The 25167-nt window shown below is 62.1% G+C and carries 30 protein-coding genes; 21 read left to right on the forward strand and 9 right to left on the reverse strand.

All coding sequences use genetic code 11. The features are described 5' to 3' along the window. Positions 1-17 precede the first annotated feature (17 nt). Both NKJ13_RS04640 and NKJ13_RS04645 read left to right on the forward strand, forming a co-directional pair. Positions 18-611 (forward strand): hypothetical protein, encoded by a 594-nt coding sequence (locus NKJ13_RS04640; protein WP_352737092.1) that lies wholly within the window; start codon positions 18-20, stop codon positions 609-611. Between the two features lie 358 nt (positions 612-969). After that, positions 970-1323, forward strand: coding sequence for a SnoaL-like domain-containing protein (locus NKJ13_RS04645; RefSeq protein ID WP_352505266.1), 354 nt, complete (start codon positions 970-972; stop codon positions 1321-1323). A 90-nt stretch (positions 1324-1413) separates the two neighbouring features. On the opposite strand, the gene NKJ13_RS04650 is transcribed toward NKJ13_RS04645, so the two are convergent. Together NKJ13_RS04650 and NKJ13_RS04655 are read right to left on the reverse strand one after the other, a co-directional pair. Beyond that, positions 1414-1893: an SRPBCC family protein gene (locus NKJ13_RS04650; protein ID WP_352702081.1), complete on the reverse strand. Its 480-nt coding sequence runs from the start codon at positions 1891-1893 to the stop codon at positions 1414-1416. Positions 1894-1895: 2 nt separating this feature from the next. Next, positions 1896-2246 (reverse strand): ArsR/SmtB family transcription factor, encoded by a 351-nt coding sequence (locus NKJ13_RS04655; protein ID WP_352737091.1) that lies wholly within the window; start codon positions 2244-2246, stop codon positions 1896-1898. Positions 2247-2418: 172 nt separating this feature from the next. Between NKJ13_RS04655 and NKJ13_RS04660 the strand changes: the two genes are divergently transcribed. Further along, positions 2419-2772 carry an ArsC family reductase gene (locus tag NKJ13_RS04660; protein ID WP_352737090.1) on the forward strand — a complete coding sequence of 118 codons (354 nt, stop codon included), beginning with the start codon at positions 2419-2421 and terminating at the stop codon, positions 2770-2772. Positions 2773-2832: 60 nt separating this feature from the next. Here the strand turns inward: NKJ13_RS04660 and NKJ13_RS04665 are convergent, their stop codons facing one another. The 3 genes from NKJ13_RS04665 to NKJ13_RS04675 all read right to left on the reverse strand — a co-directional run bounded on the left by NKJ13_RS04665 (position 2833) and on the right by NKJ13_RS04675 (position 5490). Continuing rightward, positions 2833-3198 (reverse strand): DUF488 domain-containing protein, encoded by a 366-nt coding sequence (locus NKJ13_RS04665; RefSeq protein WP_352737089.1) that lies wholly within the window; start codon positions 3196-3198, stop codon positions 2833-2835. Positions 3199-3237: 39 nt separating this feature from the next. After that, positions 3238-4494 carry an aminopeptidase gene (locus NKJ13_RS04670; RefSeq protein WP_352737088.1) on the reverse strand — a complete coding sequence of 419 codons (1257 nt, stop codon included), beginning with the start codon at positions 4492-4494 and terminating at the stop codon, positions 3238-3240. An 81-nt stretch (positions 4495-4575) separates the two neighbouring features. Continuing rightward, the gene (locus NKJ13_RS04675; protein WP_502899789.1) at positions 4576-5490 is read right to left on the reverse strand and encodes a LysR substrate-binding domain-containing protein; all 915 of its coding nucleotides are present in this window, start codon (positions 5488-5490) and stop codon (positions 4576-4578) included. A 97-nt stretch (positions 5491-5587) separates the two neighbouring features. Here NKJ13_RS04675 and NKJ13_RS04680 point away from each other — a divergent pair, with 97 nt between their 5' ends. From NKJ13_RS04680 to sbmA, 3 genes are all read left to right on the forward strand, one after another. After that, the gene (locus tag NKJ13_RS04680) at positions 5588-5788 is read left to right on the forward strand and encodes a hypothetical protein (RefSeq protein WP_352737087.1); all 201 of its coding nucleotides are present in this window, start codon (positions 5588-5590) and stop codon (positions 5786-5788) included. A 113-nt stretch (positions 5789-5901) separates the two neighbouring features. Further along, positions 5902-7056: a YbfB/YjiJ family MFS transporter gene (locus NKJ13_RS04685; RefSeq protein ID WP_352737086.1), complete on the forward strand. Its 1155-nt coding sequence runs from the start codon at positions 5902-5904 to the stop codon at positions 7054-7056. A gap of 116 nt (positions 7057-7172) precedes the next feature. Then, complete coding sequence (sbmA, locus tag NKJ13_RS04690; protein WP_352737085.1) at positions 7173-8450, forward strand: peptide antibiotic transporter SbmA; 1278 nt, start codon at positions 7173-7175, stop codon at positions 8448-8450. 27 nt (positions 8451-8477) lie between these two features. Here sbmA and NKJ13_RS04695 read toward each other — a convergent pair whose 3' ends face one another. Continuing rightward, positions 8478-9470, reverse strand: a complete 993-nt coding sequence (locus tag NKJ13_RS04695) for a polysaccharide deacetylase family protein (protein ID WP_352777419.1) — start codon at positions 9468-9470, stop codon at positions 8478-8480. A 205-nt stretch (positions 9471-9675) separates the two neighbouring features. Here NKJ13_RS04695 and NKJ13_RS04700 point away from each other — a divergent pair, with 205 nt between their 5' ends. Both NKJ13_RS04700 and der read left to right on the forward strand, forming a co-directional pair. Further along, positions 9676-10341 carry a tetratricopeptide repeat protein gene (locus NKJ13_RS04700; RefSeq protein WP_352737084.1) on the forward strand — a complete coding sequence of 222 codons (666 nt, stop codon included), beginning with the start codon at positions 9676-9678 and terminating at the stop codon, positions 10339-10341. Between the two features lie 65 nt (positions 10342-10406). After that, entirely contained in the window at positions 10407-11840 is a 1434-nt protein-coding gene (der, locus tag NKJ13_RS04705) for a ribosome biogenesis GTPase Der (protein WP_352737083.1), read from the forward strand. A gap of 252 nt (positions 11841-12092) precedes the next feature. Here der and NKJ13_RS04710 read toward each other — a convergent pair whose 3' ends face one another. Further along, the gene (locus NKJ13_RS04710) at positions 12093-12848 is read right to left on the reverse strand and encodes an SDR family NAD(P)-dependent oxidoreductase (protein WP_352476622.1); all 756 of its coding nucleotides are present in this window, start codon (positions 12846-12848) and stop codon (positions 12093-12095) included. A gap of 188 nt (positions 12849-13036) precedes the next feature. On the opposite strand from NKJ13_RS04710, the gene NKJ13_RS04715 reads away from it, so the two are divergent. The 6 genes from NKJ13_RS04715 to NKJ13_RS04740 all read left to right on the forward strand — a co-directional run bounded on the left by NKJ13_RS04715 (position 13037) and on the right by NKJ13_RS04740 (position 17129). Beyond that, the gene (locus tag NKJ13_RS04715) at positions 13037-13609 is read left to right on the forward strand and encodes a L,D-transpeptidase (RefSeq protein WP_352505257.1); all 573 of its coding nucleotides are present in this window, start codon (positions 13037-13039) and stop codon (positions 13607-13609) included. Positions 13610-13808: 199 nt separating this feature from the next. Next, positions 13809-13943 carry an ABC transporter gene (locus tag NKJ13_RS04720; RefSeq protein WP_254820414.1) on the forward strand — a complete coding sequence of 45 codons (135 nt, stop codon included), beginning with the start codon at positions 13809-13811 and terminating at the stop codon, positions 13941-13943. Between the two features lie 148 nt (positions 13944-14091). Further along, positions 14092-14664 (forward strand): hypothetical protein, encoded by a 573-nt coding sequence (locus NKJ13_RS04725; protein ID WP_254820425.1) that lies wholly within the window; start codon positions 14092-14094, stop codon positions 14662-14664. 200 nt (positions 14665-14864) lie between these two features. Further along, a complete protein-coding gene (locus NKJ13_RS04730) occupies positions 14865-15452 on the forward strand; it encodes a protein-S-isoprenylcysteine O-methyltransferase (protein ID WP_254820426.1) in 588 nt (195 codons plus the stop codon). A 10-nt stretch (positions 15453-15462) separates the two neighbouring features. Next, a complete protein-coding gene (locus NKJ13_RS04735) occupies positions 15463-16242 on the forward strand; it encodes a hypothetical protein (protein WP_352777422.1) in 780 nt (259 codons plus the stop codon). Continuing rightward, complete coding sequence (locus NKJ13_RS04740; protein WP_352505256.1) at positions 16239-17129, forward strand: SDR family NAD(P)-dependent oxidoreductase; 891 nt, start codon at positions 16239-16241, stop codon at positions 17127-17129. The genes NKJ13_RS04735 and NKJ13_RS04740 overlap by 4 nt, the downstream gene beginning before the upstream one ends. A 367-nt stretch (positions 17130-17496) precedes the next feature. Here the strand turns inward: NKJ13_RS04740 and NKJ13_RS04745 are convergent, their stop codons facing one another. Further along, entirely contained in the window at positions 17497-18414 is a 918-nt protein-coding gene (locus NKJ13_RS04745) for a LysR substrate-binding domain-containing protein (RefSeq protein ID WP_352505255.1), read from the reverse strand. Between the two features lie 121 nt (positions 18415-18535). Between NKJ13_RS04745 and NKJ13_RS04750 the strand changes: the two genes are divergently transcribed. From NKJ13_RS04750 to NKJ13_RS04780, 7 genes are all read left to right on the forward strand, one after another. Next, positions 18536-19855 carry an MFS transporter gene (locus NKJ13_RS04750; protein ID WP_352505254.1) on the forward strand — a complete coding sequence of 440 codons (1320 nt, stop codon included), beginning with the start codon at positions 18536-18538 and terminating at the stop codon, positions 19853-19855. A gap of 107 nt (positions 19856-19962) precedes the next feature. After that, positions 19963-21147 (forward strand): cell wall hydrolase, encoded by a 1185-nt coding sequence (locus tag NKJ13_RS04755; RefSeq protein WP_352505253.1) that lies wholly within the window; start codon positions 19963-19965, stop codon positions 21145-21147. Between the two features lie 256 nt (positions 21148-21403). Further along, complete coding sequence (locus NKJ13_RS04760; protein ID WP_352505252.1) at positions 21404-21802, forward strand: AtpZ/AtpI family protein; 399 nt, start codon at positions 21404-21406, stop codon at positions 21800-21802. Positions 21803-21872: 70 nt separating this feature from the next. Next, positions 21873-22631: a F0F1 ATP synthase subunit A gene (locus NKJ13_RS04765; RefSeq protein WP_352505251.1), complete on the forward strand. Its 759-nt coding sequence runs from the start codon at positions 21873-21875 to the stop codon at positions 22629-22631. 66 nt (positions 22632-22697) lie between these two features. Continuing rightward, positions 22698-22922: a F0F1 ATP synthase subunit C gene (locus NKJ13_RS04770; protein WP_254820421.1), complete on the forward strand. Its 225-nt coding sequence runs from the start codon at positions 22698-22700 to the stop codon at positions 22920-22922. Between the two features lie 81 nt (positions 22923-23003). Then, a complete protein-coding gene (locus tag NKJ13_RS04775; RefSeq protein WP_352505250.1) occupies positions 23004-23585 on the forward strand; it encodes a F0F1 ATP synthase subunit B in 582 nt (193 codons plus the stop codon). 10 nt (positions 23586-23595) lie between these two features. Next, complete coding sequence (locus tag NKJ13_RS04780) at positions 23596-24087, forward strand: F0F1 ATP synthase subunit B (protein WP_352505249.1); 492 nt, start codon at positions 23596-23598, stop codon at positions 24085-24087. Positions 24088-24346: 259 nt separating this feature from the next. Here NKJ13_RS04780 and rnhB read toward each other — a convergent pair whose 3' ends face one another. Then, on the reverse strand, positions 24347-25042 hold the full coding sequence (gene rnhB, locus NKJ13_RS04785) for a ribonuclease HII (protein WP_352505248.1): 696 nt from the start codon (positions 25040-25042) through the stop codon (positions 24347-24349). Between the last annotated feature and the right edge of the window lie 125 nt (positions 25043-25167).

The following is a 25167-nucleotide window of genomic DNA, read 5'->3' on the forward strand; positions in this document are numbered from 1 at the left end:
ACTTCCAGAAAACTGGAGTGTTCCCACATTATCGGCAACGGGGCGCAGACTTCGAATTCCTGCTCGGCAGGGCTTCCTCGACCGCTGAAATCGCGGGTGTTGGCGCGGAAAGCATTCAGCGCCCGTTGCGTTTCCATTTGACGAGTTCTCTGTTTGTTCTAAATTTCTCGGTCGGATACGATTTTGCCGGACGAGAGATCAATTATGAGTGGGCAACCTGCATTCGGAACCCCGAACAACGGCCAGATCTTTTTCCGATGGCAGGGGACCAAGCGACGTTTCGACGACCGCATATTCTTGCCATCTTGGCTGAGAGCGCGGTCGCTGGTCCCTTGGCGCGAAAGACTATCGCCTTGAATCGAGAGTTAAGGCTGCAAGGCTGGTTTGTTCCGGAGAACCACATCCATATCTCGCTCGTCGGCCTCGGTGACCATGATGGGTATCCGGAAAAGCTGGTTGAAATCGCTCGGCATATCGGCTCGATGATCGTTGCAAAACCGTTCGATATTTCTTTCGATCGCCTGACGGCTTTTGGTGGTGGTTCGCTGGTTCTGCGCAACGGTGACAGCAATCCAGCGCTCCAAGAATTCTGGCGCAATCTCACCCTCTGATTTCCGACAGCCCGCTAAAGCTCTTTCTCACGAAGTCCATTGAACCGCATGTTACGCTGCTTCGTGACGAAGTCCGTGTCCCCAGGATTCGCGAACGGTCGATTGATCCAATTGGCTGGACAGTCCGGGATTTTGTGCTGATCCACAGTGTAATCGGCAAGGGGATTTAGCGCGAGAGCGCACGTTGGCAATTGAACGGCCAAGACGATGCCTTGGCCGGGATGTAGAGGCCCAAGCCGTCGTCATAGCCCGCACGATATTCATCATCCTGACATGGCATGTCAGCTGTCTCGGGATTGACGATGGCAGGCCAGCACGCGACCCGCTACTTCCAATGCGTCTTAACAAGAGGAACCCCATGACGATCACGGAAATTGCCAAGGATTTCACCGAGCTCCTCAAGCAGGGCGATCATCAAGGTGCTGCTGAGAAGTACAATGCCGACGACGTCGCCAGCTACGAAGCCATGGAGGGGCCGATGGCCGTCTCCCGTGGCAAGGAAGCTCTGAAGCAAAAGAACCAGTGGTGGCAAGAGAACAACGAAGTGCATGGCGGTTCGGTCGAGGGCCCATATGTCAACGGCGACCAGTTCGCAGTGCGCTTCAAGTTTGACATAACGCCCAAAGCTACCGGCGAACGTGCCACCATAGATGAGGTTGGTCTGTACACGGTCAAGAACGGCAAGATCACCGAAGAGCGGTTCTACTATTGAGGCCGGAAATACCACCGGCTTCCGGGAGCCGCTGCAAGGTTGAACAATAAGCATGGCGGCCGGAGGATGACCTGGCCGTCTTCGAGAAGCTCAGATCGTTTTGACGTAGCCCGCCAACTGATCCGCCACCGTGCCCCAGCCGTCGTAGAAGCCCATCTCCTCGTGGCTGTTGCGCGTGGCTTCGTCGCGGTGGATGGCGGTCGCGGTGTAGCGCGTCGCCTCGCCCCGCGATTGCAGCGATATGACGGCTGTAATGAATGGGTCGCCTGACGGCCGGTAGCCTGGCAGCAGCGCATCGGTCCACACCAGCCGCTCATCCTGGACGATCTCGAGGTAGCAGCAACGCCTGTCGTTGACTTGCCTGCCGTCGGGCGACTGCATGCGGGTGCGGAACAGGCCGCCGGGCCGCAGGTCGATCTCGCAATCGGTGATGATCCACGGCTTCGGCGTGAACCATTGGCGGACATGCTCGGGCTTCGTCAAGGCCATCCACAGCAGTTCGCGCGGCGCCTCGATCGACCGTTCGAGCACGAGGTCGAGCTTCGGATCGGGTTGGAACAACGGAGCCATGTTCATCTGTCTTTCTCCTTGAGTTTCAGCACGTAGTCGTCGAACTGGTCGAGACGGCGCTCCCACAGCGCCCGCTGCTCGGCCAGCCAGTTTTCCGCGAGCTTCAGCGGCTCCGGCGCGAGCCGGTAGGTCCTGACGCGGCCTGCCTTCTCCGAATGCACCAGCCCGCAGCCTTCCAAAACCCTGAGATGCTCGATGAAGGATGGCAGGGCCATCTCGAACGGCTGGGCAAGCTCGCCGACCGAGGCGGGGCTTCGGTTCAGTCGCTCGACCACGCGTCGCCGGGTCGGATCGGCGAGTGCCCGGAAAATGCCGTCGACGGGCGGGGGGCTTTCGGTCTGCAGGCTCGTCATAGTCGTTTCCTTGCCTCGGCCATTCCGCGTGACCAGAGTTGGCTTAGAAACAGTTAGGGAAATTCCTTACTATTGGCAATGGCGAAAATCATGGATGCCCGGCAAGCCGCTGGAAAACTGAGAGGTGCGGTTTTAGGGTGCCGTCAGATTCGACCGGTCCGAGGATCCGTTTTTGACGATCACCATGTATGGCATCACCAATTGCGATACGATCAAGAAGGCCCGTTCCTGGCTGGCGAGCCATGATGTTGCCTATCGCTTTCATGACTACAGAGTCGACGGGCTGGATGCGGATCGGCTGAACGGCTGGTCAGGCAAAGTCGGTTGGGAAATTCTGCTCAACAAGGCGAGCACGACGTTTCGCGAACTGTCGGAGGAGGACAGGATGGGCCTGGATGAAAGGAAGGCCAAGGCGCTGATGCTGGCAAAGCCGACGATGATCAAGCGTCCGGTGCTGGAACTTGGCGATCGCATATTGGTTGGCTTCAAGCCTGATGTTTATCAACAGGCGATCGGTAGGAAGTAGAACCGACCCACCGCGATCCGTCGCGCCCCCTCTGTCCTGCCGGCATGCATATCGATCGTATCAGATGCTTGTGGTTTTCCCACGCAAATAGCTCGCCAGCGCGACCGCATTATTATGGGCCTCGTCGTGCGCGCCGTAGAGCAGCGTCACCTTGCCCTCACGGAGCAAGGCGCGCAGTTCCGCCAGCGCCTCGCCGTTCCGGTCGAGCTCATCGCTGTATCGCCGCTGGAACTCCGCCCAGCGCGCCGGCTCATGGCCAAACCATTTGCGCAACGCGTCGCTTGGCGCGATGTCCCTCAGCCATAGCGTCAGCGCCGCGTCCTGCTTGGCGATGCCGCGCGGCCATATGCGGTCCACCAGCACCCGCTGCCCGTCATCGGGCGCCGGCGGCTCATAGATGCGCTTGACCGCGAGTTCCATTGCCAACCCCGCATGCGTCACAGGCGCGGCTGCGTGCTGGCGCTCTTAAACCCACTCGCCCTTGCGCATCACCGGCACGCGGCTGCTGTCCTTGTGGACGCCGTCTATATCGATCTTGTCCGAGCCGATCATCCAGTCGATGTGGATGAAACTCTTGTTGCCGCCGCGCGCCGCGATCTCGTCCTGGCTGAGCGAGGCGCCGTCGACGAAGCACTTCGAGTAGCACTGGCCAAGCGCGATGTGGCAGGCCGCGTTCTCGTCGAACAGCGTGTTGAAAAACAGCAGCCCGCTCTTGGCGATCGGCGAGGAATGCGGCACCAGCGCCACCTCGCCGAGACGGCGCGCGCCTTCGTCGGTATCGAGCACCTTCTGCAGCACATCCTCACCTTTCGAGGCCTTGGCCTCGACGATGCGGCCCGCCTCGAAACGCACCGCAATGCCGTCGATCAGCGTGCCCTGGTAGGACAGCGGCTTGGTGCTGGTGACATGGCCTTCGACGCGCCTTGCATGCGGCGTGGTGAAAACCTCTTCGGTCGGGATGTTCGGGTTGCAGGTGATGCCGTTCTTGGCGGTCGAGGCGCCGCCCATCCACTCGTGGCCGTCGGCCAGCCCGACGGTCAGGTCGGTGCCGGGACCAGTGAAATGCAGCGCGTGGAAATTGTGGCCGTTCAGCCATTCGGTGCGGCTCTTCAACGCCGCATTGTGCGCCGTCCAGTTGCCGATCGGGTCTTCGACGTCCACCCGCGAGGCGGCAAAGATGGCGTCGGCGAGCTTGGCCACGGCGACGTCTTCGGCATCGTCCGGGAAAACCTGCTTCGCCCACGCCTGATCAGGATAAGCCACAATGTTCCAGTTGATGTCGAAGCCGGTGATCTTCTCCAGCGCCGGCTGATAGGCCATCGAATTCGCCTTATTGGCACGCGCCACCTTTGCCGGGTCCTGAGAAGAAAGCAGCGACGGATCCTCGCCGCGCACAGCAAGCCTCGCCGCATTGTCGGCGAAGGCTTTTGCCATGCCTTCATAGAGCCAGCCGGCGGCGCGGTCGAAACCGGCGTCGGCGCCGTAGCGGAAGCGCGCGAGAGTGATCTCGTCGTCGTTGAAGATCGGCGTCACCAGGCCGGCACCTGCCTTGTAGGCGTGCTCGACGATCCGCCGCGTCAGAGGCAGCGCGGCGATAGACGAGGTCAGCACCAGATCCTGACCCGGCTGCAATTGCAGCCCGACCTTGACGGCGACCTCCGCCAGCCTGTCGAGCTTCACCGGGTCGATGGTTGCGGAAACGCCGCGCGAATGTGTGGTCATGATCCTGCCTGCCGTGATTGGGGACTGTGTCTTACATAGACCGGCGCTACCGACCTTTCCACTCTGATGACGCCGGCAGGTCTAGCTGACGCTCTCGAGCGACCTGAACTGCGCCATCGTCGCCTCGATCTCTTCGCGCACCCAGATCTTGAAATCCCTGACCTTGCGGCTTTCGCCCTTGCTGGCCGAGGTCACCAGCCAATAGCCGAGTCCGCTCTGGGCGCGTATGCCGAACGGCGCAACGAGACGGCCGTCGGCCAGCGCGTCTGCGGCCAGCAACTGCCAGCCGAGCATGACGCCGTGACCGGCAATCGCCGATTCCAGGCACAGCATCGGATCTGTGAAGCGCGCGCCTTTCATGAAGGTGACCGGCTCCACCCCGGCCGCTTCGAACCAGCTCTCCCAACTGATCATCGATCTTTCGTCTGTGATCGCACAAGTCAAAGCAAGGTCCTCGATCGATTTCAGCTTGCTGGCGATCACCGGTGCACAGACCGGAAACACCTCTTGCGCCAGCAGCAATTCGGCCCGCCCGCCCGGCCATTTGCCGTCGCCGAGCCGGATGGCGACGTCGATGTCCGAACGATCGAAATCGGCAAGCCGCACCGAGGCATCGATGCGCAGGAGCACGTTCGGATGCCGGGCAAAATGCCGCGATAGCCGCGGCAGCAGCCATTTCGAGGCGAACGCCGGCGCCACCGAAACCACCAGCGTGCACTCCGAGCTTTCATCGGCAAGCGCTACCGCCTGTGCGAGTTCGCGAAACCCGGCGCTGAGCCGCGCGGTAAAGACGGTGCCGAATTCGGTCGCCACCAGGCCAGCTGGCGTTCGTTCGAACAGCGCCCGGCCGAGCTGCTTTTCTGTCCGGTTGATCTGCTGGCTCACGGCGCTGACCGAAACGTTGAGCTCGCCGGCCGCCGCCGCGAGCGAGCCCAGGCGGGCAACGGTTTCCACGGCGCGCAAGCCGTTGAGATGGACGCGGTTCAAAGTAGCCATACAGTTTTTCTAAACTCGAACGGCGGAAATCTCAATTGCCAAACACTGCAGGATGCCGGATTCTAAGTGGGTTACTCAGAGTGACGAGGCAAATCCGATGAAGATTTTGTCATGGCTCGGCGCCTTTTCGCCGATCGGAACGCAACCACACCGGCATGCCACCAGCTGGGTGACCGATCCGCTGTCGCATCCGGTGCTCGACACCATGTCGGAGCGCGAACTCGCCGACATGCCGTTCAGGCTGACCGCGCATCGTACCCGCTACGAGACGGCCTCGACGAGGACCTGCTGCGGCTGAACAAGGACTTGCTGACACTTCAGGTGAGCCGGCCGCCGACGCCGCTGCGCAGCCCTTCTGGGCCAATAAAAGGCGGATTGTCTCGCCGGCAGGCGCACTTATTGTGCACCGCGATGAACATCGCTTCGCCCTTGCGCCTGGCAATCGCCGGCATGATCGCCCTGGCCGTCGCCATGGGAATCGGCCGCTTCGTTTATACGCCGATCCTGCCTGGCATGATGGAAGAGCTCGGCCTGTCGCCGGCTGATGCCGGCTGGATCGCATCGGCCAATTATCTCGGCTACCTCGTCGGCGCGCTTGCCGCCACCGGCGGCTGGGCGCAAGGCCGCGAACGCCAGCTGATGCTGGCCGGCCTTGCAGCCACTGCGATACTCGCCGGGCTGATGGGCCTGACCGGCACGATGGCCGCCTTCCTCCTCATCCGCTTCCTTGCTGGCCTCGCCAGTGCCTTCGTCCTGGTCTTCATGACCAGCATCGCTTTCGGCCATCTCGCCGCGGCCGGGCGAAACGACCTGCAGGCACTGTATTTCGGCGGTGTCGGCCTCGGCATCGCGGCATCCTCGGCGCTGTTGGCGCTCCTCGTCACCGAACACGCCGGCTGGGCGGCGGGGTGGCTGTGGTCCGCGGTGATTTCGGCCTGCGGCTTTGCCGTCGTCGCGTTGCTGGCTGCCGGCACCTCGACCGCGAACAGCGTTGCCGGGCCCGAGCCGGCGTTGCCAAAAAACCCTTCACTGGTGAAGGTCATTGTCGCCTACGGCCTGTTCGGCTTCGGCTACATCGTCACGGCAACATTCCTGGTCGCGATCGTCCGCCAGGGCGGCGACGGCCGCGTCTTCGAGGCCGTGGTCTGGATGGTCACCGGCCTTGCCGGTTTCCCGTCGGTCTGGCTGTGGCAGAAGCTCGCGGCCAGAATCGGGCTTTATGCCACCTATGCCCTGGGGTGTCTGGTCGAGGTGGTCGGGGTCAGCGCCAGTGTCGTCATCGACGGACGCACCGGGCCGCTGCTCGGCGGCCTGCTCGTCGGCGGCACCTTTATCGCCATCACCGCGCTTGGCCTTCAGACCGGCAGGCAGCTTGCTCCGCAAGCGCCGCGCCGGATGCTGGCGGTGATGACGGCCGCCTTCGGCCTTGGCCAGATCGTCGGCCCGATCGTCGCCGGTCTGCTTGCGCAGGCCTCGGGTAACTTTTTCCTCGCCTCGATCGTGGCCGCCGCCGTCCTGCTCGCTTCCGGCGCGATCGCCTGGTCGGCTGCGCCAAAATCGCCATGATTGTGGTCTTGCTCGGGGCCGGGCGTGGGACACGGGCATTTTCTTTCCCACTAATGTGTGACTTTATGCCCGCTGACCAACGCCGCTGATTTGCGCCGACCGAGGATTTCGCCACAGTGTTTGTATCGTTTTTTCCGCAGCCGAAGCTGTTTTTCACCTCGGCGGCCGTCTGGAGTCTTCTGCTCGTTGTTCTTTGGTTTTTCGGCGGCGAACACCTCGGCACGATGCTTGGCATGCCGCCAGTCGATCCGCAGGCCGCGCCTGTCATAAGCCCAGTGAGATTCCTGACGCCGTCATTCCTCTGGTTCTACGGATATTTCTTCGCCGGTATCGGCATATTTTACCTTTTTTGGGCGCTGTACGCCCCCCATCCCTGGCAGAACTGGTCGATCCTTGGTTCTGGTTTGGTTGTTTTTGTCACTAATTTCATCGTCCAGATAAGTGTGGCGCTGAACGATTGGCGTGGCATGTTCTACGATATGGTGCAGAGGGCCCTGACCACGCCCAGCTCCGTCACGCCTGCCGAGCTTTACTACGGAGTGTGGCAGTTCCTCTCTTTGGCGCTGGTCTATATGACCATCGCGGTTTTGAACGTCTTCTTCGTCAGACACTATGTCTTCCGCTGGCGGACGGCCATGAACGACTATTTTACCGCCTATTGGCCGAGGCTACGTCATATCGAAGGGGCGTCGCAGCGCGTTCAGGACGACACGATGCGCTTCTCGAGCACAATGCAAGGGCTGGGAGTGAACTTCATCGATTCCGTTATGACCCTCATCGCATTCCTGCCCTTGCTGGCAGCTCTGTCTCGTCATGTCCCAACCCTTCCCATCGTCGGAGCGATTCCCTATCCATTGGTCATCGCCGCAATCGTGTGGTCGTTGTTCGGCACTGGGTTGTTGGCCGTCGTCGGGGTCAAGCTTCCTGGCCTGGAATTTCGGAATCAACGGGTTGAAGCCGCTCTGCGCAAGGAACTTGTCCTTGGTGAGGACGATATGGCAAGAGCGCAACCGCTAACCCTAGCTGAGCTGTTCGCGAATGTTCGGAAGAACTATTTCACCCTCTACGCTCACTATGTCTACTTCGACATGGTCCGGTATCTCTATCTCCAGGTAGACAATGTTTTCGCCACACTTATTCTTGTTCCGACTCTCGCTGTGGGCAAGATAAGCTTCGGCATTTTTCAGCAGGTCGTCTCCGCCTTTTCCCAAGTCGCCAGTTCGTTCCAGTATCTCGTCAATTCCTGGCCTACTATCGTCGAGTTGATTTCTATCTACAAACGTCTGCGCGCGTTCGAAGCGACCCTTGAAGGGGCACCGCTGCCGGTAATCGATCAGCACTATCTGGAACGGGAGCAAGCTGGCCTGCGCCCTGAGGATCAGCCAGCAAGCTAAGAAAATCGGGCGGCGATCGCTTCCGGCTCAGCCGCCCACCGCCGCCTGTCTTTCGCCTCGCCGCGAGACGTAGTCGCGAAAACTGATGCACTCGACTTCCGCCTTGACGCAGACCTCGCCGGCAAAGCGTTCCAGCGCGTTCCAGTAGGCGCCGTCGTTCATCAGCGTGAAGTGGAAGCCGAGCTCCAGCGGAATGCGCTTGCCCTGATATTGCGCATCGAAGGCGGCGCGAAAGGCCTGATAGGTCCGGTCGGCGAACGCTTCTGCCATGCTCGGCCGCTCGAAGCCGCCGGAATGCCTGACATAGAGATTGTAATCCATGGCGATCACCCGCGTTGAGTTCGGCCCTTCCGGGATCTGCGGAAGCGAAAAGCGCGTGATGCCGTTGACGGTCGGCGGCTCGACCGGCCCACGGGAAACGCCGCTTGCGTCGAGCAGGAAACCGGCCGCGGGCAGCGCCTCGTAAAGCGCCTTGTTTGCCGACAGGTAGGGCGCGCGAAACCCGACCACTGCCCTGCCTGCGAAATCGCGCCAACCCTTTGGTTCGGGTGCAATGCCGTTGATCGAATAGGCGTTTTGGAGAATGTGCTTGAACGAGCCGAACTCGCTCAGCCAGTCGGCCTTGCTCCAGTCCTTGCCATCGAAATGACCGCAGCCATGGCTGCCGATGTCGTGGCCTTCCCTGGCGGCGAGGTTGATCTGCTCGAGCCGCTCGGCAACTTCCTGTTTGGAGGCGGCAAAGCCGATATTCGATTTGCCGGCCGTTTTGCCCGGCGCGGTGTATTCCTTGCGCGTCTCGGGTGACAGCAGGAACACGCAGGAGACAAAATACGTGAAATGCGCACCGGTGCGCGCGGCCAGCGCCCGGCTGCGCTGCCACTGCGAAATATCGCGGGCGCTGTCGAACGAAATGATGACCGTCTGCTTCGGTTTTGCCGGCGCCGCCGGCGGGTCGGCAAAAGCCGCGCCGGTAGCAAGCGCGGCAATCGAAAACGCAACAACGCGGGACAAACGGGGCAAAGGCATCTGACCGGATCAAGGAATGTAGAAGCACCGCCTACCGGCGAAATATGGCACGGATACGATCGACCTGCGCGGCCGCCGGTGGCGGCGGCTGCCTCGTGAATAGGCGATTTTCCTGCGGAACCCCTTCCATGCCGGCAAAATTTCGCTAAAACGCGGGCTCATCAACCGCCCCGGCCGGGGGCATGAATGGTTTTGATCCATGTCGGACGACAGTTTTATCCGCGAAGTCAACGAAGAGATTCGTCGCGACCAGGCGCATGCGCTGTGGGACCGTTTCGGTCCCGTCTTGCTCGTATTGGCCGTGCTGGTGGTGCTCGGCACTGCCGCTGTCGTCGGCTACCGCTATTGGGACGAGACCCGCGCCAACCGCTCGGGCGATGCTTTTTCGCAGGCGCTCAAGCTCGCCAATGAGGGCAAGAACGACGAGGCGCTTGCCGCTCTGGAGGCGCTGGAAAAGGACGGCTACGGCGCCTACCCGCTGCTCGCCCGTATGCGCGCGGCAACCGTCAAGGCGGACAAGGGCGACGTCGATGCCGCCGTCAAGGACTTCGACGAGGTCGCCGCCGACACCAAGATCCCTTCCGGCATTCGCGACATGGCGCGGCTCAGGGCTGCGCTGCTGCTGGTCGACCACGGCTCTTTCGCCGATGTCTCCAGCCGCGTCGAGGCGCTCACCGCCGACACCAATACGCTGCGCCATACGGCGCGCGAGGCGCTTGGCCTTGCCGCCTGGAAGGAAGGCAAGGCGGCGGATGCTTTGAAGCTGTTCGACCAGATCGCCGCGGACGACGGCGCCCCGCGCAACACGCGCGAGCGGGCGACGTTGATGTCCGAGCTGATCCGCGGCTCGGGCGGTGTATCGTAATGCATGTCGCCCAAAAGTGCGCAGCGGTTTTGGGACAACGACATGCATGGCAGATGTAGGGCCGGATGACCTTCAAAGTCGCCATCATCGGCCGACCTAACGTCGGCAAATCGACCCTTTTCAATCGGCTGGTGGGAAGGAAGCTGGCGCTTGTCGACGACACGCCCGGCGTCACCCGCGATCGACGCGTCCATGCCGCAAAGCTCTACGATCTGCATTTCGACGTCGTCGACACTGCCGGTTTGGAGGATGCGGCCGCCTCGACGCTGCCCGGCCGCATGCGCGCCCAGACCGAGATCGCCATCCGCGAGGCCGACCTGATCTTTTTCACGATCGACGCCAAGTCCGGGCTGATGCCCGACGACAAGACTTTCGCCGAGATCGTGCGCAAGTCCGGCAAGCCGGTTGTCGTCGTGGCCAACAAGGCCGAGGCGCGCGGCGCCCAAGGCGGCATGCTGGAGGCATGGGAACTCGGCCTTGGCGAGCCGATCCCGGTCTCGGCCGAACATGGCCAGGGCCTGCCCGATTTGCGCGATGCGGTGATCGCCGCACTGGGCGAGGCGCGCGCCTTCGGCGAGGACGAAGAGGCCAGCGAGGAGGAGATCGCCGCCAGCGAGGTGCTGATCGGCGAGGACATCACCGACCCGGACGCCGAGCCGAGCTATGACGACACCAAGCCGATGCGCATCGCCGTCGTCGGCCGCCCCAACGCCGGCAAGTCGACGCTGATCAACGCACTAATCGGCGAGGAGCGGCTGTTGACCGGCCCTGAGGCCGGCATCACTCGCGATTCCATCTCGGTCGACTGGGACTGGCATGGCCGCCGCTTAAAATTGTTCGACACCGCCGGCATGCGCCGCAAGGCCAGGATCCACGAAAAGCTCGAAGTGATGTCGGTGCAGGACGGCTTGCGCGCCATCCGCTTTGCCGAAATCGTCATCATCGTGCTCGACGCCACCATTCCCTTCGAGAAGCAGGATCTGCAGATCGCCGACCTGATCATCCGCGAGGGCCGTGCCCCGGTGATCGCCTTCAACAAATGGGACCTTGTCGATCATCCCCAGGAGTTGCTGGCCGAGCTGCGCGAAAAAACCGAGCGGCTGCTGCCGCAGGCGCGCGGCATGCAGGCGGTGCCGGTGTCGGCCGAGACCGGGCGTGGCCTCGACAAGCTGATGGATGCTGTCATCAGGACGCATCGAGTTTGGAACAGCCGTGTGTCGACCGGCAAGCTCAATCGCTGGCTGGAAGGCATCCTGGCGCATCATCCGCCGCCCGCTGTCGCCGGGCGTCGGCTGAAGATCAAATATGTCACGCAGGCCAAGACGCGGCCGCCGGGCTTCGTCGTCTCCTGCTCACGGCCGGATGCGATGCCGCAATCCTACGTCCGCTATCTCTCGAACAGCCTGCGCGAGGCTTTCGACATGCCCGGCGTGCCGATCCGCATCGCCTTGCGCACCTCGGACAATCCTTTCGCCGGCAGGGCGAAGAAGCGCCGCTGAGCTGCGCGTCTTCTGGGCGCCAGCATCAGGCTACGCTCGGCAGGCCGCTCGCGGGCAGCGCCTGCACATTTTCGGGAAGGCGATTCCACCGACACCTGCAGCAGGATGTCGGCAAGTCGCGCCGCCACCGGGTCTGGCTCGGCCTTCCTTGCGATGCGGCAACAGGCCCATCTCAGGCAGTGCGGGCAGCCCGGCGATCTCCGGCGTCATCGCCCTGACGGTGGCCGGCGCGAGTGGGGGCAGCCTCTGCACCTAATGGGCGGTGTAAGCTCCGTCCACCAGATGGTAGCTCCCAGTGATAAAGCTGGCCTGGTCGGACAAGAGGAAGCATACAAGAGCCGCTACCTCTTCTGGTTTCCCGCGCCTGCCCATCGGCTGAAGACCTGCCATGCGCCGGCTGGCTAATGCCTCCATTTGCTCCGACAAAAGAGGCGTTTCGATCCAGCCGGGGCCGACTACATTGATCCGGATGCCCATCCTGGCATATTCGATCGCCGCAACTTTGGTTAGTCCAACGACTCCGTGTTTCGCTGCCGTGTATGCGGACGCAGTTGGCAAGCCGACGGAACCGAGGACGGAGGACATGTTCACGATGGCGCCTCCGCCTCGATCCAGCATCGCGGCGATTTCGTACTTCATGCTGTAGAAAACGCCATTTAGATTGACGTTTATCAGCTTGTGCCAGTTGTCGAGCGGATAGTCTGCCGTGGCTTTTCGAATGCCGTCGATACCTGCATTGTTTACCGCCATATCCAGTCCGCCGCATTTCTGGACAGTGAACTCGATCAGCTTTTCCACGGCTGCCGCATCCGTGACATCTACCGCAAAGTCGTAGGCCCTGCCGCCTTGCGAGCTTATTTCGGCGGCTCTGCAGTGCGCGGCCTCGGCATCAAGGTCGGCGACAACAATCTCGGCTCCTTCTTGCGCGAGTTGCCGTGAAACAGCCGCCCCTATTCCGGAGCCTGCGCCGGTCACAATCGCGACTTTACCATGGAAGTCAGGCTTCATCGTCTCTGTCCTATGCCAATTTTGACATAACCGAACAGAGGCAGACGGTTATCGCAAGAAGTTTCGCTCCAATTCGCTTGTCAATCCTGTGAATTCATTTTGCCACCACACAGCGAGACTTGGCGCGCAGGCCTTGGAATGGTAGAGACGAGGGCGGCGGTAGATGACCAGTTTCCTAGCAGGTACAAATGGAAGAACACCACATTGCGCGCCGGGGGCTCGTGCTGGGTAGTCTGGCTCTGATGGTCTCCGGATGTACGTCGATTTCATCCGCGTTCGGACCAAGGCGTGGCCTGAATCCTCGTTACCGACGACAGCACGTGCGGTACGACGGAAACGAGCCGGCCGGAACGATCGTCGTCGATACTTCGCAACGCTTTCTCTATGCCGTCGAGACGGACGGGTGGGCGACGCGCTACGGCGTTGGCGTCGGCGAGCAGGGACTTTCGTTCAAGGGTACAGCGACCGTCGGCCGCAAGGCGGACTGGCCGTCGTGGACACCCACCGCCAGCATGATGCAGCGCAAGCCGCGCCTGGTGAAGTATGCAGGGGGGGTCCCTGGCGGACCAAACAACCCGCTTGGTGCGCGTGCCCTTTATCTCTATCAAGACGGGCGCGACACCCACTTCCGGATACATGGTACAAACGAGCCATGGACGATAGGCACAGCGGTATCGAACGGGTGCATCCGTATGATAAATGACGACGTCATTGACCTCTACGACCGTACTCCTTTGGGCACGACGGTGGTGGTTGTTTGATGGTGGGCAGGCCTGATCTCCGTTGCATGGTGAACCCTGCCAGCACGTCACCGCAAAGGTGCCGCCGGCAACTGGATGCCAACTGTGTCATTTCTGCACTAGGCGTTGGTGTAGATCGCAGCTAACTTGGTGGGGCTGCATATCGTTTTAGTTGTGGCGATTCTATAGGCTATTCCGCCCCCGGGGAAAGGATTGCTTGATGAACAGGATATTGGTTGCAATGGTTGCTGTGCTCGCCGTTGCCAGCCTGAGCGGCTGCGCGAACGACTGGATCGGCAAAGGAAAGGGTAAGGCTCCGGCACCCGCTCCGGTAGAGGAACCAGTGATTAAGTAAGGACCGGCTTGTATGGGGAAGGGGTGCCAAGCCCTTCCCCATACATACGCAGCCGGGGCTTTGGCCGGCTTCATAGCGTCCGGCGCGGTTGGCGGGCATAGGCCGTTATTAGGTCTGTGCATTGTGAAGTTCGGGAATGGACGCGGCGATGACGCTTGTAAGTAGCCGTCTCTTGCTTGTGGCATTGGTGGCCCTCCCGGCAGCGGCATGTCAGACGAAAGACCTGCCGCCCCAGCCGAATTTCGTATCTTATGCCGATGGCGGAGCTGCGCCTAAAAAAAACGACGAGCGGTACTTCATCGAGTTCCGCTCCCGCTACGCCCTAAGCTACGGCCACACCTACGCAGTTTTTGGGCGCCTGGACCGGGCCGGGAGAATGATCGATCCCCAAGTCGCGGGCCTTCACCCGGCTTCGAACAGTGCGGTTCCCTATGTTCTGGGCCATATCGTGCCGGTGCCAGCCGAAACCGGGTGGAGCGACGGTGATCTGGAAGAACCATACAGATCCGCAAGCTGGCGAATCATATTGACCCGGGCCGAATACGACAAAGTCGTTGCCTACATCCGCAAGCTGCAGGCGAGCTCGCATGTCTGGCAGGCGACGGTCTTGAACTGCAACGGCTTCGTGGCGGACATCGCTCATTCCATGGGATATAAGACTCCCGCCATTCAGCTCCGGCCGCAACAATTCATAACCGAGCTTCGGGAGATGAATACATAACCAAGATTCGAGGGATGAATGGGACCGAATGCGATCGGTACTGCCCCTCCGGCTTTCGCGTGTGCGGACTAACTCGGAGAGGATCGCTGCGCCTGAAGGTAGGCCGGTGACGAAATCGAGGCGATGGGTGAAGTGGCCATACTCAGGGGCAGCTGCTACAGTCGCGATCGCAGAAAGGGCGCTGGTGACCTGAAGTGACCATTGCTTTAGCCTCACTTGGCGAGATCATATGGGTGATCGGCATCGTCGCTTGGTACGTGATCCGGTATCCCTTCGAGCGCCGGGCAAGGCGCGTGCGAATAGTAGCTGGCGGCCGCTCAAGTTCCGACACCGTCGGGCTTGCATCGGCTCTCCTTGGCCTGGCGATCCTGCCTGGCTTCTATGTCGCCACCGGCATCCCCGCAGCGGCTGATCATCCGGCCAGCGTGTGGTCGGTGGCGCTCGGAACCATCATCTTCTGCTCAGCGCTGTGGATTTTTCGCTTATCCCACAAGGAACTTGGCCGTAACTGGTCGATTACGCTCGAGATTCGCGAACGGCATGAACTGGTCAGCGCCGGGCCATACGCCTTGGTCCGTCACCCTATGTACACCTCTTTCCTGCTTATGGGGCTCGGCCAGCTCTTTCTGCTGCCGAACTGGGTTGCGGGCATATCGGGTTTGGTTGGTTTCGCAGTCCTTTTCCTGCTGAGAGTGGATAAGGAAGAGCGTATGATGCTGGAGAATTTAGGCTCGCAATACCGTGTCTATATGGAAAGGACCAAGCGAATATTCCCTTATCTTTATTAGAGGTCGTTTTATGCGAGGCCGAGCCCTCAAGCTTTCCGCGCCCCGGCGCCTTGTTGGCGACCTGATGAGGTTTTCGATCGGCGTGCCACGGGTCGCGGTGCAGCGTCAGATGAATCTCGGCCCACTCGTAAGGGCTAGAATGGCGCAGCAGACCAGGCCCTCGTGGACCGCGATCTTCCTGAAAGGGTATGCGCTTCTTGCCCTAAAGACCCCGGAGTTGCGGCGCGCCTATGTCAAGTTGCCCTGGCCGCAGCTTTACGAGTATCCGGCAAGCGTAGCCTCGATTGCCCACGAGCGCGAATATGATGGCGAGCCGGCCGTTCTGCTGAGCTGCATCAAATGCCCGGAGCGCTACTCCATCACGGAACTTGAGCGATCCATCCACGCGGCTCGATCACGGCCGATCCAGGAGGTCCCGGAGTTTCGGCGTGCCTTGCGGATGGCAGGTGCGCCCGCGCCAGTCAGGTGGCTGCTTATGTGGCTAGGGTTGAACATCGCCCGGCAAAGGGCAAATTACTTCGGTACCTTCCAACTGTCCGTCTATTCTGGTCTCGGTGCGGAATCACTCAACCCGCTGACACCACTGACCACCCTTCTAAACTACGGTCCGATCGGCAAAGACGGATCGGTGAATGTCCGCATCCACTACGATCACCGGGTCATGGATGGAGCGAACGTCGCACGAGCACTGGAGAGATTCGAAAAGATTCTGAACGGCACTGTCGCCAATGAAGTGGTGCTGCTCGGTCAAGGTGTTTCCGCTCCTGCAAGACAGAGGAATGCGAAGTGATTTCGCACTGTGAATTCCGGCCAGCTATCGTCGTGATTGGCGGCTCGGGTGGAATTGGCCGGGCGATTGCGAGCGTCGCTGCAAGGGAGCGCGGTGCGGTTGTGCTGGTTGCCCGCTCACCTGAGGGTTTGGCCGCCGCGGCGTCTGAGGTTAGGGAGGCGGGCGGCGAGGCATTCACGCTCGAGTTGGATCTCGTGGCAGGCGATGCGCCAACGCGCCTGGAGGGCTTTCTGTCCGCACACGGCCTGGTCTGTGATGTCCTGGTCAACAGCGCCGGGTACGGCCTGCGGGGCGCGACGACGGCGCTGCCTATTGATGGTCAACTCGGCATCATCGATCTCAATATACATTCCCTCACAGAACTGACCCTTCATTTTCTGCCGGGAATGGTGGCACGCCGACGGGGCGGGGTGCTCAATCTCAGTTCCGTGGCCGGGTTCGTTCCCGGGCCTTATATGGCTCTGTACTTCGCTAGCAAAGCTTTCGTGCGCTTCTTCTCAGAGGCGCTTCACCAGGAATTGCGCCGAACCGGTGTGACGGTCACATGCGTTGCACCAGGCCCGGTGTCCACGGAGTTTCTCGCAAGATCAGGCGCCAATCAGACGGTGCTCTTCAACATCTTGCCCAAGGTGGATCCGAAGTATGTGGCCGAACAGGCGTGGCGAGCGTTCAAATCCGGTCGTCGCCTCGTCGTACCGGGAATCTCGGGTAAGTTGGCTGCCCTTGTGGCAGCGCTCCTGCCTTCCGCGGCGCTGCTGCCCCTGGTCGGCCGGCTGCAACGCGGCGGCAATGATCAATGTCCTTGCGGTTCAGGTATGAAGTTCAAGAAATGCTGCGGTACCCGCCAGATTCAGCTACGCCGGGGCCCTCGGGGAATTATCCCCTGACCGGACCAGCATGTCACCGAAAAACCTCATTGAAACAAGAGACCGCTCGCCGATGACGGGCGTAAAGTAAGCATGTTGGTAGCATAGAGGCGAGGCTTTCGATATGCCCGGCGCGCCGATCCGCATCGCTTGCGCACCTCGGACACCTGTTCGCCGGCCGGGAGAGATTGGCCGTTCCCTCCGCTTTTAGCCAATCTCCGACGCCGAAAGACGGGTGGGACGGCGAAGCTGCTAATCTCCCCCTCGAGCGGCCCTCGAGGGGGAGATATCCGGCAGGACAGAGGGGCGCGCGAGGGATCGCCAGCATTACTGCTTCTTCGACCGACTAAGTTATGGAGCGCCCTGCGCCCCTTTCGGCTCGTCTGCGCTAAGCCGCTTTCCTCAGACCATCCGCGTCGCCACTTCCCGGCAACGCTTCCAGCGCCGCCTGCAGCAGGATGTCGCCAAGCCGCGCCGCTATCGGATCGGGCTCGGCCTCCTTGCGGTGCAGGAACAGCGCCATCTTGGGCAAGGCGGGCAGCCCGGCGATCTCCGGCGTCATCGCCCTGACGCTGGCCGGCAGGCCGATATCGGTGCGGATCGTCAGTCCGAGCCCGGCGGCGACGGCTGCCCAGATGCCGCCAAGGCTGGGGCTGGAGAAGGCCATCCGCCATGCCAGGCCGGCGCGGTCCAGCGTTTCGGTCGCCACGCTGCGCAGCAGGCACGGCGCTTCGAGCGCCACCAGCGGCAACGGCTCGCCATCGCGCAGGCAGGTCTCGATCTGTTTTGCCGGGCCGATCCAGCGCATCTGGACGTCGGCGAGATTCCGGCTGTAGGGCAGCGTCGCGCCATTGTGCCAGGCAAGCGCGATATCGACGCTGCCCGAAATGATCCTTTCGGCAAGCTCATGGCTGCGCGCGATCCTGGCCTCGATCTTGACCTTGGGATGGGCGCGCGCGAAGCGCCCGAGCACATCCGGCAGCACCGCCTCGCCGAAATCCTCCTGTAGCCCAAGCCGTACCCAACCCTCCAGCTCGACATCGTGGATGGCGGAGGCGGCCTCGTCATTGAGCTCGATCAGCCGGCGCGCGTAGCCGAGCATGGTCTCGCCCGCGTCCGTCAGCGCCAGGCCACGCCCAGATTTGCGGAAGATCGGCGTCGCCGCCTGCTCCTCCAGCTTCTTCAATTGCGCACTGATTGCCGACGTCGAGCGGCCGAGCCGGTCGGCGGCCTTGGCGAAGCTGCCCAGCTCCATGCCGGTAATGAAGCTGCGCAGAACTTCGAGATCGAATGTCACGCGTCGCATAGCGATAATCCTGATATTTAGGACATTATGTGAAAAACTTCCTGATATTCAGTACGAAGTTATGGCGGTAGAGAGAGCGCGTCAAGACCCGAACGCAACCAGCGCATGCAGGAGCTGAACCATGTCCGCTGTCGACACACGAGCAGATTGCAAACCGCTTCGCCCGGCCGCCGTTACCACCCTGTCAGAGGCGGCGGTGCTTCGACCCAATCATCGCTGGAAGGTGCTGGGTATCGGCGTCGCCGCCAACGCCTGCTTCTCCGCGACATTCTCCGGCATTCCGGCCACGGCGGTGTTCCTACGCTCGGGCTATCATCTCTCCAATGGCGAGCTCGGTCTGGCGCTTGGCCTTCTCGGCTTGGGCGTGGCGCTGAGCGAATTGCCGTGGGGGCTGCTGACCGATCGCTGGGGCGACCGCCGCGTGCTGCTGACCGGGCTCGGCGCAACCGCGTTGTGGCTGCTCGTCATGGCCGCGCTGGTCGTGCCGTCACCAGCCCAAATTCCCGGCGTCGCGCTTCTCGCCGCTGCCCTGCTGGTCACCGGATTGCTCGGCGGCAGCGTCAACGGCTCCAGCGGCCGCGCCATCATGGCCTGGTTCGGCGAAGGCGAGCGTGGCTTTGCCATGAGCATCAGGCAGACGGCGGTGCCGCTTGGCGGCGGGCTTGGCGCGCTGGTGCTGCCGTCGCTCGCTTCGGCCCATGGCTTCACGGCGGTCTTCGGACTTCTGGCGGCTGCATCCGCCGTCTCGACCTCACTCGCCTGGCGCTGGCTGCATCAGCCGCCGGCGCACGACCATGCCCATTCGAGCAGCGCGGCAAAGCCGGCCGGCCCCGCGCCGCTGCGCAACCCGGCCGTCTGGCGCATCGCGACAGCCATCGGCCTGCTGTGCTTCCCACAGGTGGCCGTGCTCACCTTTGCTTCCGTCTTCCTGCATGATTTTGCCGGCATGGGAACAGCCGTGATCAGCGCCAGCCTGGGTGCCGTGCAGGTCGGCGCCATGGTCATGCGCGTCTGGAGCGGCCGCTATACCGACCGTCACGGCAACCGCCGGTCGTTCCTGCGTCTGTGCAGCATGCTGAGCGTGGCCGCCTTCGCCGTGCTTGCGGCGCTCGTCTTGTTTTCGGCCCAATTCTTGTCAGGCCAAGCGCCGATGCTGTCGCCGGCGATCGTTGCGATGCTCGTCGTGGCCGGCATCTGCGTCTCCTCCTGGCACGGCGTCGCCTACACCGAGCTTGCGACGCTGGCCGGCGCCAGCCAGGCCGGAACGGCGCTCGGCCTTGCCAACAGTCTGGTCTTCATTGCCTTTTTCCTGGTGCCGATCGCCATTCCGGGGCTTCTCGTGCTCTGCTCGTGGCCAGGCGTCTGGCTGGGTGCGGCTATTTGCGCGCTGATCGCCTGGCCGATCTTTCTTCCGCCAACGGACAGCCGCAAAAGCGCCTGACTTCGACACGAGATGGGAAAACAAGGTTCTAAGCTGTTAACGCCCCATCAAGGTTAATGCATCATTGTAGCTCTCCAGTGGGGTCCGTTGCGTTTCTGGAGAGTTCCGTGCATCGACGTGTTTTGACGCGGCTTGTCGCCGCCGCCGGTGAGAAAAAGCGTTCCTTCCTGTCTCCGTTTATTATTGGCCTTGGCATCTGGATCGGCTTTCCGAGTGTCGTTGCCTATCAGGACATGACAAGCCTGGTCTCCGGTCTTGAGGCGCCGAGCGTCCGCTGGAACGCCTATGTCGAGAAATCCGTCGCCGGCTCCGTTCACGCCGCCGAAATGCCCTTCCTCGATTCCAGCAGCACCGGCTCGCTCTCCGGCTCCGGCGTCCAACTGCCCGGCATCGGCGCCGTCTCGTTTCGCGGCAAGGGCGGCATCGCCGGCACGACGCCGGACGAGAACCGTATCACGCGTGCCGACAAGAAGGGCCGCATCATCGAGGTCTCGCCCGTCTCGCCGCCGAAGAACTTCAACGCCGGCTCGATCTTCGAGCGAACCTCCTCGCTGCTGCGCCCAAGCATGGACAGCGGCCTGAGGATGGCCTTCGCCAAGCCCGAGATCAAAGGCAAGGAAATTCAGATCGCGGCCTCCTTCCACACGCGCGTCGACAAGAAGCCGGATTCCGGCGTGCCGGCGATGCTTGCCGCGCTGGTCAACAACGATCATCCCGACGTGCTGGCGACCGCCTATGCCTCGTCTGCCCCCGATTACGCCAAGGCGTCGCCTTTCGAGGCCTTGCTGCAGGACGAGGACCCGAACGATGGCCGCTTCATTCCGCCCCTGAGCAAGGGCGATCATTCTTGGATGCAGACGCCGCTGCCGGCGAGCGTCTTTTCCAAACCGGAGCAGGCCTGTCTCGCCAACGGCATCTATTTCGAGGCGCGCGGCGAGTCCGTGCGCGGCCAGGCCGCCGTCGCCCAGGTCATCCTCAACCGTGTCCGAAACCCGGCCTATCCGAACTCGATCTGCGGCGTTGTCTACCAGAACGACAACTGGTTCAACCGCTGTCAGTTTTCCTTCGCCTGCGACGGCAGGAAGAAGCGGATCGACAACCCCGCTGCCTACAAGACCGCTCAGGATGTCGCCATGGCCGTCACAGCCGGCAAGATCTTCATTCCGGAAGTCGGCTCGTCGACCCATTATTACGCCAACTACGTCCATCCGGGCTGGGCGCGGACGATGCAGAAAATGACCAGGATCGGCCTGCACATCTTCTACCGCACCTATGGCGGCGGCTGGAGCTAAGCGCTCTGGCGGCCCTTGCATCTTTCCCGCGAGAGCGGCCGATGGAAGACGCATCGCCGTGGGGATTCGGCCGCAGCCCGCCGGAGACCGCGTCGGGCACGATGTCGCACCCAGGCAAGTAGCTGATTCATAACGAAAAAATACTTGAGCTCGAAGGTCCGCCCGTGGCTTGACGGGCGCGGACCCTCTAACTATGTTGCCGGCGACTTTAAGAAGCGGACGGACGGTAACGGTCTGACCGGGCAGGGGGGGTTGCGTGGCCGACAAGAATGGGCCAGACGGAACCGGCAAAACCGGCCGCGGCAAGCAGCATGAAGCCGACATCCGCGACGACGATCTTGAGCGCCGCCGGCGCGACCTTGAAGCATCGCTTGCGACAAGGCGGCCGGATCGGCTCGAGGGGAAAGACGACGCGAAAACGGGCAGTGTGGCCGGGTACGGCCAGGCGCTCAAGCTGTCCAGCGAGTTCATCGCCGGGATAGTGGTCGGTGCGGCTCTCGGCTGGTTTATCGATCGCGTGGCGGGGATATCGCCATGGGGTCTGATAGTCGGGCTGCTGCTGGGTTTTGGCGCCGGCGTGCTCAATGTCCTGCGTTCAGCCGGGCTTGTGTCGGAATTCGGAACGGGCGACAAACCGCGCGATCCGAAAGAATGAATTGAGGCGCCGCATGCCGGCGCATTGAACAGAATGCTGAAGCCGTCTGCGGCTTTGATGGGGATTTAAAGTGGCTGCTGACAAGGTCGATCCGATCCACCAGTTCCAGATCCATCCGATCATTCCGATTCACATCGGCGGCTATGACCTGTCTTTCACCAATTCGGCTCTGTTCATGCTTGCGACGGTTGCCGTCGCGGCGGCGTTTCTCTATCTCAGCACATCGAGCCGCAGCCTGGTTCCGGGCCGCCTTCAGTCGGTCTCGGAAATGGCCTATGAATTTGTCGGCAATATGCTGAGGGACGCCGCGGGCACGCAGGGCATGAAGTTCTTCCCCTTCGTGTTCTCGCTGTTCATGTTCGTGCTTGTCGCCAACCTGCTTGGCCTGTTCCCGTATTTCTTCACCGTCACCAGCCACATCATCGTCACTTTCGGCCTCGCCGCGCTGGTGATCGGAACGGTTGTCGTCTACGGCTTCACCAAGCACGGCGTTGGCTTCCTGAAGCTGTTCGTCCCGCATGGCGTGCCGGTCTACCTGCTGCCGCTGGTGGTGCTTATCGAGGTGATTTCCTTCGTCTCACGTCCGGTCAGCCTGTCGGTTCGTCTGTTCGCCAACATGCTCGCCGGTCACATTACGCTGAAAGTGTTCTCGGGCTTTGTCGTCAGCCTGAGCGCGCTCGGCGCGGTCGGCGTGGCGGGTTCGGTTCTGCCGCTGGCGATGGCCGTGGCGCTGACGGCGCTTGAGTTGCTGGTCGCGTTCCTGCAGGCCTACGTCTTTGCCGTGCTGACCTGCATGTATCTCAACGACGCCCTGCATCCCGGGCACTAACTAGGTTCCGGCATTGCCGCCGGATCGAATTTGCAACGGAATTTTAGATCCAAAGGAGTTGAACAAATGGACGCAGAAGCAGCAAAGTACATCGGCGCCGGCATCGCATGCCTCGGCATGGGCGGCGCGGGCGTTGGCCTCGGCAACATCTTCGGCAGCTATCTGGCGGGCGCGCTGCGCAACCCGTCGGCCGCCGACGGCCAGTTCGGCCGTCTGATTTTCGGCTTCGCCGTGACCGAAGCGCTGGGTATTTTCTCGCTTCTCATCGCGCTTCTCGCCCTGTTCGGCTGAATATTTGTTCGGCTGAACATTGGGAAGAATTGAACAGGCCGGCCGCGATCCTGCGGCGGGACTGAATTTCGGGGATAGTCCATGTTCGTGACATCTGCCTTTGCGCAAGAGTCCGCGCCCGCCGCAACGGAAGCCGACGCGCACGCCGCCACCGGCGTGCCTGCCGAGGCGCACGGCACGTTCCCGCCATTCAATCCGGCAACGTACCCGTCACAGCTGGTGTGGCTGGCAATCACTTTCGGGCTGTTCTACCTCTTCTTGAAACGGGTAGTGATGCCGCGCGTCGGCGGCATCATCGACGTTCGCAACGACCGCATCACGCAGGATCTCGATCATGCTGCCCGGTTGAAAAGCGAGGCCGATGCCGCCGTTGCCGCCTATGAGCAGGAATTGGCGGAAGCCAAGGGCAAGGCCAATGCGATCGGTCAGCAGGCCAACGATGCGGCCAAGGCGGAAGCCGAAGCTGCCCGCAAGACGATCGAGGCAGCGCTTGACCAGAAGCTTGGCGAGGCCGAGGCGCGTATTTCTTCCATCAAGGCCAATGCCATGAAGGAAGTCGGCACGATCGCCGAGGACACCGCTTCGGCCATCGTCGAGGCGCTTGTCGGCGGCAAGGCCAGCAAGGCCGAAATCGCGGCCGCGGTCAAATCCGTGGCCGGGTGAGGAGCGCATCATGGACGCCACATCTCTCGCGACGCTTTGGGCAACGGTTGCCCTCGTAATCTTCCTCGGCATCGCCATCTACATCAAGGTGCCGGGCATGATCGCCAAGGCGCTCGATGCGCGGGCCGACAAGATCAGCTCCGAGCTCGAGGAGGCGCGCCGGTTGCGCGAAGAGGCACAGCAGCTGCTTGGCCAATACCAGCGCAAGCGCAAGGAAGCCGAGCAGGAGGCGGCGGCCATCGTTGCCGCCGCCAAGCGTGAAGCCGACATGCTTGCCGCCGAGGCGCACCAGAAGACCGAGGACTATGTCGCCCGGCGCACCGCCTTGGCCGAGCAGAAGATCGGCCAGGCCGAGCGCGAAGCGATCGGCGAAGTGCGTGCCAGCGCTGTCGACATTGCGGTCGAAGCCGCGCGCGCGCTGCTGGCCGGCAAGATCGACGCCAAGGCCGGCGCCGACCTGTTCAACGCCTCCCTGCAGGATTTGAAGTCGAAACTGAATTAAGCGACTTCGTCGAGAAATTCATCGGAAGCCGCCGGGGAAACCTGGCGGCTTTTTTGTTGGCGAAAGCGGCAGAGCGCATAATCTCCCCCCTTGAGGGGGAGATGTCGCCAAAGGCGACAGAGGGGGGCGGTACGTCCTGGCGCGACGCCACTGGGACGAAAGAGAACGTTGACGCTTCACACGAAGGCGACCCCCTCTGGCCTGCCGGCCATCTCCCCCTCAAGGGGGGAGATTGCGCGCTCAGCCGCTTTCGCCAATCTCAATCCAAACCCGAAAAACCCTCTTCCTCCAGCACCTCGGTGCCGCCGAACCGGAACGGCGCGAAGGAGGCGCGGTGCAGCCGCGCCACCGGCCCGTGCAGATCGATTGCCGTGCGATGGCGCACAGTGGCGTAGCCCATATGCAGTTCGAAGCCGTAACGCGCATGATGGCTGCCGCAGCCGCACATCATTCGGTCGCGCAACACCTTGGCGACGATCGAGGCTGCGGCGATCGACTGCGAGCGCTGGTCGCCCTTGATCAGCGCTTTGCCCTCGCAGGGCAGGCCGGGCGGCACGTCGCGGCCGTCGGCCAGTGCCAGCTTCGGCCGGATTGACAGGCCGGCCACTGCACGGCGCATCGCCTCCAGGCTGGCCCTGAGAATGTTGGAGGCATCGATGCCTTCGGCGCTGACCGAGGCCATCGACACGGCGAGTGAGGAGCCGAGGATTTTCATGAACAGCGCCTCACGCTGCAAATGCGTCAGCCGCTTGGAATCATCGAGGCCGTCGGGGATGTTGGCGGGATCGAGCACCACCGCTGCCGCCACCACCGGCCCGGCGAGTGGGCCGCGGCCGGCCTCGTCCATCCCTGCCACCGGCCAAAGGCCTTCGGCCATCGCTCTCGTTTCGAACGAGAAGTCGGGTTTCTCGACGATTTCGAAGAGAAGCGGAGAATCGGAACGCGGGCGAGCCATGGTGCGGCGAGGTTCGCATCGGCTCCGATTCTCCGCAAGTCCCCTCCGGGTCGGGCGGGGCACCGGACCAGGAGGGGGCTACCGTCTGCAAGCCCGGGGACAGGACAGGCCGGACGGGATTTTTC

The sequence above is a fragment of the Mesorhizobium sp. M0174 genome, assembly GCF_040322275.1.
Taxonomy (GTDB): Bacteria; Pseudomonadota; Alphaproteobacteria; order Rhizobiales; family Rhizobiaceae; genus Mesorhizobium.

Coding starts and splice junctions, on each gene's coding strand:
- NKJ13_RS04650 (WP_352702081.1), bottom strand. CDS start 1,893: ATGGCTCCGTTGTTCCAACCCGATCCGAAGCTCGACCTCGTGCTCGAA.
- NKJ13_RS04770 (WP_254820421.1), top strand. CDS start 22,698: ATGGACGCAGAAGCAGCAAAGTACATCGGCGCCGGCATCGCATGCCTC.
- NKJ13_RS04700 (WP_352737084.1), top strand. CDS start 9,676: ATGTCGGACGACAGTTTTATCCGCGAAGTCAACGAAGAGATTCGTCGC.
- NKJ13_RS04675 (WP_502899789.1), bottom strand. CDS start 5,490: ATGGCTACTTTGAACCGCGTCCATCTCAACGGCTTGCGCGCCGTGGAA.
- NKJ13_RS04735 (WP_352777422.1), top strand. CDS start 15,463: ATGCGAGGCCGAGCCCTCAAGCTTTCCGCGCCCCGGCGCCTTGTTGGC.
- NKJ13_RS04655 (WP_352737091.1), bottom strand. CDS start 2,246: ATGACGAGCCTGCAGACCGAAAGCCCCCCGCCCGTCGACGGCATTTTC.
- NKJ13_RS04745 (WP_352505255.1), bottom strand. CDS start 18,414: ATGCGACGCGTGACATTCGATCTCGAAGTTCTGCGCAGCTTCATTACC.
- NKJ13_RS04715 (WP_352505257.1), top strand. CDS start 13,037: ATGGAAGAACACCACATTGCGCGCCGGGGGCTCGTGCTGGGTAGTCTG.
- NKJ13_RS04710 (WP_352476622.1), bottom strand. CDS start 12,848: ATGAAGCCTGACTTCCATGGTAAAGTCGCGATTGTGACCGGCGCAGGC.
- der (WP_352737083.1), top strand. CDS start 10,407: ATGACCTTCAAAGTCGCCATCATCGGCCGACCTAACGTCGGCAAATCG.
- NKJ13_RS04725 (WP_254820425.1), top strand. CDS start 14,092: ATGACGCTTGTAAGTAGCCGTCTCTTGCTTGTGGCATTGGTGGCCCTC.
- rnhB (WP_352505248.1), bottom strand. CDS start 25,042: ATGGCTCGCCCGCGTTCCGATTCTCCGCTTCTCTTCGAAATCGTCGAG.
- NKJ13_RS04780 (WP_352505249.1), top strand. CDS start 23,596: ATGGACGCCACATCTCTCGCGACGCTTTGGGCAACGGTTGCCCTCGTA.
- NKJ13_RS04685 (WP_352737086.1), top strand. CDS start 5,902: ATGAACATCGCTTCGCCCTTGCGCCTGGCAATCGCCGGCATGATCGCC.
- NKJ13_RS04720 (WP_254820414.1), top strand. CDS start 13,809: ATGAACAGGATATTGGTTGCAATGGTTGCTGTGCTCGCCGTTGCCAGC.
- NKJ13_RS04680 (WP_352737087.1), top strand. CDS start 5,588: ATGAAGATTTTGTCATGGCTCGGCGCCTTTTCGCCGATCGGAACGCAA.
- NKJ13_RS04775 (WP_352505250.1), top strand. CDS start 23,004: ATGTTCGTGACATCTGCCTTTGCGCAAGAGTCCGCGCCCGCCGCAACG.
- NKJ13_RS04645 (WP_352505266.1), top strand. CDS start 970: ATGACGATCACGGAAATTGCCAAGGATTTCACCGAGCTCCTCAAGCAG.
- NKJ13_RS04670 (WP_352737088.1), bottom strand. CDS start 4,494: ATGACCACACATTCGCGCGGCGTTTCCGCAACCATCGACCCGGTGAAG.
- NKJ13_RS04750 (WP_352505254.1), top strand. CDS start 18,536: ATGTCCGCTGTCGACACACGAGCAGATTGCAAACCGCTTCGCCCGGCC.